Here is a 12476-nt window from a genome sequence, read left to right as displayed (position 1 = left end):
GTTTAATTTATTGGACAAAAATACTGTGTAATGTCCAATAAACATGCTTTAATGGACATTAATATTGCATTAGCTGTCCAATAAAGTGAGTGTTATGACCATTCAAGCTGAATTAGAAGCTATCCTTACATGTCTGGAAAGTATTGGACAGCCCGTGTCCGTCGGTGCCTTGCAAAACCACCTGGAAGCCGACATGCCCAAAAAGACGCTACAACGAAGGCTGAAAAAGCTGGTTGAGTATGGACAGGTGATTGCTGACGGTGAGAAAAAAGCACGCACTTATCGCCTGGCATCTTATGGTATTGCCAGCTCTGTGGCAGAGCGTGCCGTTACAAATAACCTTGAGCTCAATGAAGAAAAACATCAATATAATCAACACCCTATTTTTTCTGCGGAGTCCTTAGCCAAGTTAGCCTACCTGGACACGCCCCCCTATGCTCGAACTAAACGTACCTACCAGCTGCGGTTAATTGAGCAATATACTCCTAACAAGACTTTTTACGTGCCGTTGCCTGTGCGCACGAAACTTCACACAATGGGTAAGCGAGTTGACAAGGCGCTGGCTGCCGGGACTTATGCTAAAGAGATTGGACAAAAGCTACTAATAGACCTGTCGTACAACTCAAGTCGTTTAGAGGGCAATACGTACTCTAAGCTCGACACTCAAAAACTGATAGAACAAGGGGTATCAGCAGAGGGTAAGGTTCACGAAGAAACCGTGATGATAATGAACCATAAGGAAGCCATCGAATTTCTGATTGAAAATGCAGAAGATATAACACTCAGCTCTTTTACGGTTCGAAACATTCATTACTTGTTGTCTCAAGACTTACTGGCGAATCCTAATGCGTGTGGAAGAGAACGAGAGCTTGAAGTGACTATTGGGAAGTCGGCGTATACACCTCTCAGCAACCCTCACCAAATCAAAGAACTATTAGCGCGCGTGTTGTTAAAAGCCGAGCAAATTAGCGACCCTTTTGAACAAAGCTTTTTTCTGTTAATGCATTTGTCTTACTTGCAGGCATTTGAGGATGTAAACAAAAGAACAGCCCGGCTTACCTGTAACATTCCATTTATAAAAAACAATTTATGCCCGTTAAGTTTTACCGATGTGCCGCAAGAGGACTACTTTAAGGCTCTGCTGTATTTTTATGAAACTAACGAAGTACAGCCAGCTTTGGAGCTATTTGAGTGGGCTTATAAAAAATCCTGCGAGCAATATGACGTGGTAAAAGAGTCTTTGGGGGATATCGATGCCTACCGCATTAAATACCGAGCGGCCAGAAAAGAAGCGATGGGACTGGTCATAAGAAATGACATTAGCGGAGCAAAAATAAGTGCGTTTTTGAGCCGTTATTGCCATGACCACAATATTGAGCAGCCAGACAAGTTTATTGCTATGACAATAGCCGACTTAGAGCAATTGCATGAAGGTGCAATTATCGGCTTAGGTATTACCGAAGCCATGTTTAAAGCCTGGAAACGGCAGTAATCGTAGCGGTAGCCGTTTCCGTTTTACGCCAAAAATTGCATTAATTCGTAGGTTAACGGCAGTGTGATAAAGGCCAGTAGTATGCCGTAGCCGACCATGGCTGCCGATAGCCGCGGCGCCAAACCCGCCATAATAGCAACGGCGCCAGCCGTTATCATAGGCGGCATAGCCGCTTCAAAGATGGTGACTTGAATCAGTGTGTTGTCAAAGCCAAAACTGAACAGCAGTAACATAGCCACTGCCGGCATGAGTACCAGCTTGGTTAACAAGCCAATGGCCAACGGTGTTTTACTGCCTTTGGGTAAACGGAACTTCAGTTGAAAACCCACGGCTATCATAATGACCGGCACTAACGTAACGGCTAATGACTCAATTAGGCGCTGAAAAACATCGGGGTAACTCAGACTTTTAGTTAACAGCGCCAGCACCAAAGCGATAAACGGCGGGAAAGTAATAATTTTTTTAAAAACACCTGCCACGGTCGGCTTTTCGTCTTGGTCTTTATAAAGCGCAATAATAACGGTTGAGTAAATGGCCAACCCGAAGAACGAGCCAAACTGGTCATAGAGCAAACCATAGGCAATAGCGTCGCTGCCGTAGAAGGCTTCTATCATCGGAAAACCGAAGAAAGAAGTATTCCCTAAAGGAACACAAACTAACAGAGCGCCGACAATTTCTTTGCGCCAGTTCAGTGCCCTGCCAATAAGGAAGATAAACACGGCACTAAACGCCAGCAGCACCCAGGGAATAATAACCGGAATCAGTAAGTCAGCAGAAAATTCCAGGCCAGGCACTTTACTGAAAATAACACCGGGTAACGCGGCATAAATAACGTATAAGTTAAGAACTTCGGCCGTATTGTCGGGGCACTTCCCAGAGCGTTTTAGAATAAAACCAATAAGTAGGTAAAAGCCAAGTACCGCCAGGTTGGTCATGTTGAATACAGAGGTTGAGAATGACGCCTATAGTGTAGCCTGACCGAGGCGATCAGGCTACATTAGTCTGCTTTAGACGCTTACCAGGAAAAGTCGTGGCGAATGCCAACGGCGAAAAAGTCTTGCTCTGCGCCTGGTGTTGCACCACAACCACGGCTTTCGTAGGTAGCAATGTCACACTCACGACCGGTGTACCATGCGTACACACGAGTGTCGCCGGTGAAATGATAGTCAGCACCAAATGTGAACGAGGCGTCACTTTCACCGCTTTCGTCGACTGACTGGTACTGGCCTTTCAACACCCAGTTATGAATTGGGTAAGTCGCGCTCAGCAAATAACCGTCGCCGTCTTCCAGGCCGTCGGTACTTTCAAACTGCTGAACAGCGGCACCTAATTTAAAGTCACCTAATTTGGTGTGCACACTGAGTTGCTCGGTGTCGTAACCGTCGACGTCACGGTCAACCGCAATGGCAGCGTAAAATGGTGTTTTCTTAAGTTTGTCGTCTCCGTACAACACCCCCATTGAAACGCCGTCATCTTCTGCGTCGTTTTCAGATGCAATGTAAGTCACACCAAAGGTGAAGTTGTTATAGGTTGGCGAGTAATAGGTTACCGTGTTGTCCGGGCGTTCCTCACCAACGAATAAGCTTTTTAGGTCTGCTTCGTAGTCTTTAAACGCGTCGATAGAGCCTTGCGAGTCCTTCAGGAAGGTATCGTAACGGCCAATCATGACTTCACCAAAGTTACCGCGCAGGCCAACAACTTGGTTACGATTAGTTACCGCATCTTTGTCGTCGCTGGAGTCTGCCAGATCAACGCCAAATTCAAGCTGATAAAATACCTCCAAGTCGCTCTTAAGCTCAGCCGCGCCTTTAAAACCGAAGCGCGACGCGTTACTGACTACTTCGGCTTCAGCACCGTCACCAGTGTCATTACTTTGTAAAGACACATTGGCACGACCATAAACGGTCAAGGTGCCATCATCGTTCGCAAATGCTGGAAACGTGGCACCTGCAATTAACAACGCAATTAAAGACTTTTTCATAGAACCCTCATTAACTCATTACTAAACTGCCTAATTCTTAACCGCATTATCGACACGATAAGAATTATTGCAGTTATTTTTCTGCCATGAGTCAATTCTATGTCTTTTTTGTTACATCTTTATGACAGCTATAAGTCAATTAACGAAGCCAACTGCTCCTTTTGTCGATATTGCGCTTTCGCGTACTTTAACCACTGCTTTGCAGCAGATGCTGTTTTTTCATATTCGCTTGCCTGTTCAAAGGCTTGTAGCGCCAGCTTGTAGTCTTTTAAATTTAACGCCGCCATTCCTTCTACTAAATGCAAATGTCCCGGGTTCGATACCTGGCCTTTATTACGGCTGCGTTCAACGTACTTAATGGCTTGGTCATTATTGTTCAGGTTTAAATGCAGTTGTGCAATTTGCGCGGCAAAGTCGCCATGGTCGACCTGCTCTGATGCTTTCTCATAGGCCTGAATGGCTAATTCATACTCTTTTGCCTGAGCGTAGGCCTGCGCTATGAATTTCAGATTATCAACATTGGCTTCGACCACACCCTTTTGCATGGCGTTGCTTAATGTCTCTGCTGCTTTAAACGGCAGTTCATTAAAGTAGTACGCTTGTGCGAGCTGACGCCAGTCGCTGGCTTTTTCAATAAAACCCTGCTGATTCGCTGCTTCCAGAACCGCTAATTGCTTTTTGTCCTGCTCTAACTGCGCGTAGACACCCGCCAGTTGCAGCCAGTATTCCGGTTTACTGTAGTCAGTGACCAGGCGTTCCATGACTTTGGCGACTTGTTCAGTTTGTTCCAGTTCATAGTGCAGTGCACGTTTGAGTATTAACCAGTTTTCGTCGGGCGTTTTCTTGTTGGCGTCTGCATTAGCAATGGCTTTATCAATGAGCGGCAGCGCTTTATTAAAGTCTCCCGACTGATAAAAGGCTTGCGCTTTTAATACCCAGGCTTTGCCCAATTCGTCTCGTTCAGCCAACGCTTCCCAGCGCCCCAGAAATTCTACAGAACGTTGATACTGACCTTCGCTTAACGCCAGTTGAGCCAGGCTGAACAGGGTACTTTTTTTGAGCGACTCGGGAATTGGCGATTCATTCACAACTTTCTCGAAATAGTTAATGGCCTGGCCTATTTGATCCTGCTCGTAATACATAAAGCCGTAGAAGTTCCAGAGCATGGCACGCTCATAACTGTTCATACTGTCGGCTTTGCCTTCAATGTCTGACAGTATGCTAAGCCCTTGCTGAAGATTACCGTTGTCGGCTTGTTCCTGCGCCCGTGCCAGCTGACCATATACTTTTTCGCGCAGTGCTGGCACACGCTCTGTTTGTTGTGCCCCTGTCTGTTGCGCAAGAAGGGGCTGCGTTAACGCTATCCAGCCGCTTAAGGCGGCAATAACCACAAATTTCATGTTCATAAGTCACCCAATTAGTTCATTTCGAAGGTCATGCGGTTTCTGACTCCGTCAACTTCAACCGCTTCACCATCAATGACCCGTGGTTTGTATTTGAATTTCAGTACCGCATCCATAGCAGCCTGATCAAAAATGCCTTCCGGCTCTGCCTGGACAACGACAGGATCACGCACCGAGCCTTGTTTGGTCACAGTAAATTCCACCACCACATAACCTTCAATACCACGCTGTAACGCACGCCGAGGGTAAGCCGCCTGCACTTTCACAATAGGCAGATACTCGCCGTCGCTGGCTTGCAGTGACATGCCATTGCCAATGTCGGCACCGGCATCCATACCGGCCGAGAAGTCGTAACCTGAGCCGCTATCCGCATCAGCAATGTCGTTATCCATTTGTGGTTGCGGCAAATCTTCAGGCGGCTGTTCAGGCTCTGGGGGACGCTCAGGCTTACGCTCCTTTTCCTGCACTTCTTCAGACTCTGGTGTACGCACAAAGTCCAGCACACTGCCTCGCGGCGGCTCGCTCATTGCCCCTTCGCCACCGCTTATTAACGACTGCATCAAGTAAAACAGTCCAATAGTGACAAACGCGGCGACCAATAATGCTGCCAAAAGTCTCATTGCGGGTTACTCTTCGTCAGTTGCAACAGATACGTCATACACACCAGCGGCTCGCGCTGCGTCCATTACTTTAATCAGGACACGTGTGTTCGACTCTTCGTCGGCCTGAATCACCACAGAGCCTTGCGGATTCTCCGCATACAAGCGTTCGATGTTAGCCTGCACTGCACGCACATCCACCTGACGTTTGTTTATCCAAATTTCATTGTTGTCACTAATAGCAACCAGTATGTTGGCACGGTTCTTCTGCACCGCCGTTGCTGCGTCAGGGCGGTTTACATCGATACCCGCTTCTTTGACAAAAGACGCGGTAACAATGAAGAAAATCAGCATAATGAACACCACATCCAGCATGGGCGTCATGTCGATGTTGCTCTCTTCTTCTTCAATTAAGTTGGCAAAATGCTGTTTCATAGTTGTTTCCTCAGCCTCACCTTAGTGACGCTCTAAAAGTATTTTGTCTTCCAGCTTCATGCGCTCGCGACGGGTGGTGCGCTGTAACCAGGTGGCGGCGAATACGCCGGACAGTGCGCCAACCATGCCCGCCATTGTCGGGATAGTGGCTTTTGACACCCCCGATGCCATAGAGCGGGCGCTGCCGGTACCAGTTACTGCCATAACGTCGAACACTTCAATCATGCCGGTAACGGTACCCATAAGACCCAACAACGGGCATAACGCGACTAAGGCTTTTATCACTGGTAAGTTACCGCCCAGAGCCAACCCGACGCGTGAGATCATTGCCTGACGAATTTGCTCTGCGTTCCAGGATGACTTGTCTTCACGTTGCTGCCAGCGCTTAAGCGTGTCTTTAACACGCGCACGATGCCCTTTCAGGTAGTAAAAAATGCGCTCGAGAATCATTAACCACATACTAAAAATGAGGATTCCGATGACCAGCAGGACTTGCCCGCCAGCCTCAATGAAATCTCTAATCGCATTATTAAACTCGATGAGAAATAACACGGTTACTCTCCTCGCTCTGAGCGCTCCGCAATAATGCCGGACGCCTGCTCCTGCAATATGTGAATCAGGTTTTTACTGCGAGTGTGTAAGGTGGCAAACAATAAGGTCATGGGTATTGCGACCACCAAGCCGAGTACGGTTGTGACCAGGGCTTGAGAAATACCACCTGCCATCAGTTTCGGGTCACCCGTACCGAATAGTGTTATCGCCTGGAAGGTATTGATCATGCCTGTCACGGTACCCAACAGACCCATCAACGGTGCGACCACAGAAATGATTTTTATGAACGTCAGGTTGCGTGTAATTTTAGGAACTTCGCGCAAGATACCTTCACTGAGCTTCAACTCCAGCGTTTCGGTGTCGGCTTGCGGATACTTGTCCTTAATAAGCATGACTCGACCCAGCGGGTTGTCCTGACTTGGCTTGTCTTTCTTAAGCTGACGTTTCACTTTGTTGCCCAGTAGCATCAGTGACACAAAGCGCTCTAACGCAAACAGCAAGCCAATAGCACCCAAAGCAAGAATGATGTAACCCACGGTACCGCCTTGGTCGATACGCTCACCTAAGCTTGGTGCCTGAACTAATAAACCAAGAATTGAGCCGCCTGTTGGGTCAACGCCGAATGTGACAATGCCACTGTCGGTTTGCTGGATATTTTCAGCAGTGTCCAGATAGCGACCTGAGGGTTGGCGTACCAGCTCAGCAACAGATCCGGTTGAGCTCATGCGCTCTAAATACTTGCCATTTGAAACCAGGTTAAAAGCACCAACACGAACGACTTCTTGTTCAGCTTTGTCGCCGTTGGCTGCTGTCACCTCAGTCGTGAATTCAGCGACTTTACCCGATTCGGTCATTTCCTCTTGCAGGGCAAACCAGACACTTTCAATGTCTTCAATAGACGCCAGTTTAGACGACGAGCTCATGTTTTCTGCTAGCTCCTCAAGCGCATCTGAACGGCCTGGGTACTGCGCTGAAATAACCGAGTTGTCGAACTTGCCTGAAGCATCATTAGCAACCTGCTGCAGCACACCAAACAGCTCTTTGAGTGAGCCCATGCGCTGAGTCAGAGTGTCGCTTAAGTTGCCTAAATCGACTTCGTTCTGTTCAAAGTTAGTTTCCAGTTGCTCGGCGCGTTGCTCCAATTGGTTTCTTTGAGCAATTGCGTCTTCGAGCATGGCTTTTTGCTCTTGCTCTTTTTCGCGGAAGCGCTGCTCGCGTTGCTTATTGCTCTCTGACTGCGAGAACTTACCCTGCTCCAACTGCTGTAACAGCTGGTCTAAGTTAATTGGGTCTTGCGGCAGCGGCGCGGCGAGTGCAGCACTCGAGGTTGCTGCCAGCGCAATAACTGAGAACCACTGAACAATTCGTTGTGTTAATTTCATTGGTGCGACTCCTTATTGGCCAGCGGCGCTGTTTGTGGCGGCTTTGTTAGCAAAAACGGGCATCATCAGCATGTCCGGTGCTAACTGTTTTCGGGCTATGCGGATAGCTTCTTCAACGGCAGGTAAGTGCTTACTATCGAGCTCTTGCCAGTTGCGCTCCTGCTGGTTCCAGATACCCAGGTGCTGACCGTCGCGGGTTTTATAAATAAGTGCTACCCGACCAATGCGCAGGAAAGTGACGTCTTGCTGTTGGCCGTTAATCTCATGTTCTGCCGTGTAGGCTTCAATGTTGCGGCCGTAGTCTGCTTCTATTTGATAAGCTTCCATAACACGGCGGAACTTTTCAGACACATCGACGTTAGCGCGCTCCATCAGGTCGTTTAATTGCGCTAAACGCTCGTTACGCTCGGTTTCAAGGAACGGAACGTCCAGTTCAACAAAAGACTCGAGAGAGTCAATCATACGTAACATCAGCGGAGTAATTTGACGCTCGACATAACTGACCTTGTCTATTGAGTCATTGATGTCTTGCTTTTCCTGTTGTTGGTTACCAATTTGCTGCTCAAGCTGTGCGGTATACACTTTTAAACCATCAATTTCCTTCATGATGCGTTTATACTGCTGCAAACGCTCTTGCATGTTGTCTGAAATTTGGTCAATGGTCAGTTGTGACTGACGCGCAGACTGGTTAATTGAAGAGGCTTCTTCAACAACAGGCTCAAGTTTGTCCTGCTCTTGTATTGGAGCTGCGTACGCCGTGGTCGTCAGCGCTGGTAAAAACAGCGCAGAGCTTAAAACGAAAGCGCCAGCGGAGGTAATGAACTTCATAAGTTATAACCCTTGTGAATTAATTTGTGGCAACTTTAGTGAGTTTTAGTGACAGCTTGATGACCAAAGTGTGTCAGTTTTGTGTCAATTGCTCTGGGTGAGAACGCTTTGCTTTATTGCGTTATTAACAGCAATGATTTAGTTTAAGCTTATATTTACAAAAATCTTACGCACACCTCATATATGGCCATCAAAAGTATTTCATCATCGCTGCTGACACGGGTTCTGTCCGTTTACTTTGTGCTGACGCTTATTGTCACTGCAGTACAAATTGGTGCGGAATACTTTGATACCAAGCGCATACTGATTGCCGAGCTGCAAAACCAGCAACGAACCTTTAATGGGTCTTTGACGCGCTCACTTTGGGAATTTAATAGTGACCAAATTGACAGCATCGCCGACGGCCTTATTGGCATTCCGGCTATTGCCGGTGTATTGATTCGCGACGACGCCGGTAATATTTTGGTTCAGTTGGGCGAGACCTCAGAAATGTCTGACTTGCCCGAAGAAGCCAGTGAAGGAATTCTGCTTCCTGAGCGTAACGGTATTTTTGGCTACCACAACTCGCTCATTTTCGAGTTTTCCGGGCATTCCACCAAGGTCGGCGACGTTAGCCTGTTTTCAACGCGAGACATAGCCATAGACCGCATTAAAGTCAGTTTGGGCTTTATTGTTGGTAACGCGCTTATAAAGAGTACCTTTTTAATTATTCTGTTTACGGTCGCATTCAGCCGCATGTTGAGCCGCCCGCTCAATGACTTAACTCAGCAAATTAAGAGCTTCCGCCTGGATAACCTCGAGCGCTCCCGCATTCGCTTAAAAGACCAACACAATAACGAGCTGGTACTTATTGAGCAGGCGTATAATCAGTTACTCGATAACATTGAAGAATATCAGGCTGACCTGGAACGCACACAGAATAAACTGAAAGCGGCAAACCGACAGCTGGATGAACAAAATGCGATTTTAGAACAGGAGGTGGCCCGTAAAACCTCCCGTTTGAGCCAGGTGATGCTGGATCTGGAGCAGCGCAAAAACGAACTGGAAATGCGACAGGAAAAGCTTGAACGCGAAATTAGCCAACGTCGTACTATGGAAAACACGCTGCGTCAGTCTAACCAGCGGCTTGAGTCGTCGTTGAACCACTTACGCGAAACCCAGCAACAACTCATTGAGTCGGAAAAAATGGCCTCGCTTGGTGGCCTTGTGGCGGGTATTACGCACGATGTGAATACACCTATTGGTATTAGTGTCACAGCAGCTTCTTACCTGCGAGAAAAACTGGATTCGCTGGATTCGGCTTTGACCAATAAAGAACTGACACAGCAACAATTACAAAAGTTTATAGAAGAAGGCAGAGAAAGCCTCAGCTTACTGGATAACAACCTGCATCGGGCCTCTGACCTTATCAGTAGCTTTAAGCAGGTAGCGGTCGACCAGGCGTCTGACGCCATTCGCGATATAAATGTGAAACGCTACATAGAAGAGCTGATTCAGTCGCTGCAACCGCACTTAAAGAAAACGTTGCATAAAATAGAACTGAACTGTGCCGACGATTTATTTATTCGTTGCCCGGCGGGTGCGCTGTCGCAGATATTTACCAATTTAATTTTAAACTCATTACGTCATGCCTTCGACGGCATTGAGCAAGGTACCATGATCATTGATATTGAGCTGCGCGACAGCGAGCTTCATGTTGTTTATAAAGACGACGGCAATGGTCTTTCAGAAGACGCTTTAACCAAGCTCTTTAACCCATTTTTCACCACTAAGCTCAATGACGGTGGTAGTGGTTTGGGAACTCATATTGTACGCAACCTGGTTACCCAAACCCTGCAGGGCGATATTGACGCCACCAGTCAACCGGGTGAAGGGCTGACTTACACCTTTTCATTTCCTGTACAGGTTTTAAACTGACACAGACGCCGTTAGTCGATACAATTCAGGGTTTCTAATGCCGGACAGGAACCCTTATTTATGTGGTTTAAAAACCTTCGCTTTTATCATTTCAGTGAAAATTTCTCGTTACCCGAAAACTTTGAAGAGCAGCTTGCGGAGCACAGCTTTCACCCATGCTCTCGCACTGAGCAAAGCAGTTTTGGCTGGTTCTCTCCCTTTGGCCCAGACAACGAGACGTTAACCCATAGCGTCGGTAACTGCTGGTTACTCTGCGCTAAACGAGAAGAAAAAGTCCTTCCCAGCACGGTTGTGAACGCTCAGCTCGACGAAAAAGTCCGTCAGATTAGTGAAGCCGAAGGCCGCTCTGTGCCGCGCAAAGAAAAACAAAACTTAAAAGAAGACTTAATTCATCAGTTATTGCCACAGGCGTTTAGCCGTTTTCGCTTAAGCTGGGGCTACATTGATTTAGACCGTCAATTTATTGCGGTTGACGAGTCGGCGGCGAATAAAGCGGAAGACTTTCTCGGTTTATTGCGTGGCTCGGTGGGGTCTTTACCTGTCAGACCTTTCAGCCCGTCTGAGGCCGTTGAAGTGTACTTGACCGACTGGCTACAAAAACAAGACATTCCTGCCCCCTTTGAACTGGGCGACGAAGCAGAGCTGCGTTCACCCCAGGCCGACGGTGGCATCATTCGCTGTAAACAGGAAGACCTGACTCGTGACGACATTCAGGCTCATTTAACTGCCGGTAAGCAAGTGACTCGGTTAGGTTTGGTGTGGCAGGAAAACTTGGAGTTTATTCTTGAAGCCGATATGGCACTAAAACGTGTTAAGCCAACCGACGTACTGCTGGACGCAAAAGATGATTTGGTAGACCCAACCCCGGAAGAGAAAGTAGATGCCGACTTTGCGCTAATTAGCGGCGAAGCCGGGCAGCTATTTGATGATTTGAAAAAGGCGTTTGAGTAACGCGAGTTAGCCAAATAAGTCCAGCACCTGGTGGTAAGACTCTTGAGTCGAGTCTTGCTGCCAGAAGTCTTCGCTTTCAATCACTCCTCTTAATTCATACTCCACCACGGTCACATTTTGCTTTTTACCTAAGTTATTTCCTGTTAGTAAGCTGGCCAAATGAACAATATCGCAATAATTAACGGTAATGGCGTCGTCCAGGTTGGTTCGCCCTTTATTATAGTGCAGTGGCACCTGCACCAAATTAGGCGTGAACTGCCAGTAATTCAGGATATTAGTACCCAACGGCGAGCTTAACTGCATAATGCATTCATTAATAAAGGTAGGGTTAGCAAAGCTGTCCTCAAATTCACTGGCCATTCTTAGAATAGGTGTTACCCCTATTCTGGATACCATGCCTGCCAGCAGAGAGACGTCCTGATGCAGCCGGTGCCCTATTCCGCGGCGTTGGAGGTCTTTCGTAATAACCACCGACGCTGCTGCAATTTGCCGACTTTCCTTAATGTATTGCTCTGAGAACATCTTCACAATGTCGTTGTCGGGTTTAAACACCTGCTCCATTGCCATTGCAAAAGCCAGCGTGCGAATTCGACGCATGCCAATACGTGTTAACGCCTGCATCAGGCTTTCTGCCTTGTTTCGGCCCCCCAGATAGGCACTGTTTGCCAGTCGTATTAACCGGGCTGACAATACCGCGTCTTGCTGAATGATATGCGCCAGGTCGTGCAAATTACAGTCAGGATCGAGCGTAGCGTTACGCACTTGCTCCGCCGTTTTCGGTAGCCCCGGCAGGGTGAGTTCGTCACGCTGCAACCGTTCATCAATGAGTAAGTAAAGCGCATTCTGCGATGCCATTGAGGGATCCTTTTTTATAGTTATTCTATTGCTTCTAGTCAGGCATAGAAGTAGATTAACAGAACTTTCCAACAACTCAAT

12 protein-coding genes are annotated in these 12476 nt (G+C 47.5%); 3 read left to right on the top strand and 9 right to left on the bottom strand.

Annotated elements, in window-relative coordinates; translation table 11 throughout:
- Positions 1 to 94 precede the first annotated feature (94 nt).
- Positions 95 to 1492, top strand: coding sequence for a Fic family protein (locus B3850_RS01080; RefSeq protein ID WP_286911256.1), 1398 nt, complete (start codon positions 95 to 97; stop codon positions 1490 to 1492).
- A gap of 23 nt (positions 1493 to 1515) precedes the next feature.
- Here the strand turns inward: B3850_RS01080 and B3850_RS01075 are convergent, their stop codons facing one another.
- The 8 genes from B3850_RS01075 to B3850_RS01040 form a co-directional block, all read right to left on the bottom strand.
- Positions 1516 to 2427, bottom strand: coding sequence for an AEC family transporter (locus tag B3850_RS01075; RefSeq protein WP_286875258.1), 912 nt, complete (start codon positions 2425 to 2427; stop codon positions 1516 to 1518).
- An 80-nt stretch (positions 2428 to 2507) separates the two neighbouring features.
- Positions 2508 to 3473 (bottom strand): porin, encoded by a 966-nt coding sequence (locus B3850_RS01070; protein ID WP_286911255.1) that lies wholly within the window; start codon positions 3471 to 3473, stop codon positions 2508 to 2510.
- A 128-nt stretch (positions 3474 to 3601) separates the two neighbouring features.
- The gene (locus tag B3850_RS01065) at positions 3602 to 4879 is read right to left on the bottom strand and encodes a tetratricopeptide repeat protein (protein ID WP_286911253.1); all 1278 of its coding nucleotides are present in this window, start codon (positions 4877 to 4879) and stop codon (positions 3602 to 3604) included.
- A gap of 11 nt (positions 4880 to 4890) precedes the next feature.
- Positions 4891 to 5496, bottom strand: coding sequence for an energy transducer TonB (locus tag B3850_RS01060; RefSeq protein WP_286875248.1), 606 nt, complete (start codon positions 5494 to 5496; stop codon positions 4891 to 4893).
- Between the two features lie 6 nt (positions 5497 to 5502).
- Positions 5503 to 5910: an ExbD/TolR family protein gene (locus B3850_RS01055; RefSeq protein ID WP_053953732.1), complete on the bottom strand. Its 408-nt coding sequence runs from the start codon at positions 5908 to 5910 to the stop codon at positions 5503 to 5505.
- Positions 5911 to 5931: 21 nt separating this feature from the next.
- On the bottom strand, positions 5932 to 6462 hold the full coding sequence (locus B3850_RS01050; RefSeq protein WP_058576215.1) for a MotA/TolQ/ExbB proton channel family protein: 531 nt from the start codon (positions 6460 to 6462) through the stop codon (positions 5932 to 5934).
- A 2-nt stretch (positions 6463 to 6464) separates the two neighbouring features.
- Positions 6465 to 7844 (bottom strand): MotA/TolQ/ExbB proton channel family protein, encoded by a 1380-nt coding sequence (locus B3850_RS01045; RefSeq protein ID WP_286875245.1) that lies wholly within the window; start codon positions 7842 to 7844, stop codon positions 6465 to 6467.
- Between the two features lie 12 nt (positions 7845 to 7856).
- Positions 7857 to 8672, bottom strand: coding sequence for a DUF3450 domain-containing protein (locus B3850_RS01040; protein WP_286911250.1), 816 nt, complete (start codon positions 8670 to 8672; stop codon positions 7857 to 7859).
- Between the two features lie 183 nt (positions 8673 to 8855).
- Here B3850_RS01040 and B3850_RS01035 point away from each other — a divergent pair, with 183 nt between their 5' ends.
- Entirely contained in the window at positions 8856 to 10589 is a 1734-nt protein-coding gene (locus B3850_RS01035; RefSeq protein WP_286875239.1) for a sensor histidine kinase, read from the top strand.
- Positions 10590 to 10649: 60 nt separating this feature from the next.
- The gene (gene rdgC, locus B3850_RS01030) at positions 10650 to 11540 is read left to right on the top strand and encodes a recombination-associated protein RdgC (RefSeq protein WP_053953727.1); all 891 of its coding nucleotides are present in this window, start codon (positions 10650 to 10652) and stop codon (positions 11538 to 11540) included.
- 6 nt (positions 11541 to 11546) lie between these two features.
- Here the strand turns inward: rdgC and B3850_RS01025 are convergent, their stop codons facing one another.
- Complete coding sequence (locus B3850_RS01025) at positions 11547 to 12395, bottom strand: HDOD domain-containing protein (RefSeq protein WP_053953726.1); 849 nt, start codon at positions 12393 to 12395, stop codon at positions 11547 to 11549.
- Positions 12396 to 12476: the final 81 nt, after the last annotated feature.

It is taken from the genome of Idiomarina sp. UBA4520 (assembly GCF_002388365.1).
Taxonomy (GTDB): Bacteria; Pseudomonadota; Gammaproteobacteria; order Enterobacterales; family Alteromonadaceae; genus Idiomarina; species Idiomarina zobellii.
This window is presented reverse-complemented; position numbering and strand designations above follow the sequence as displayed.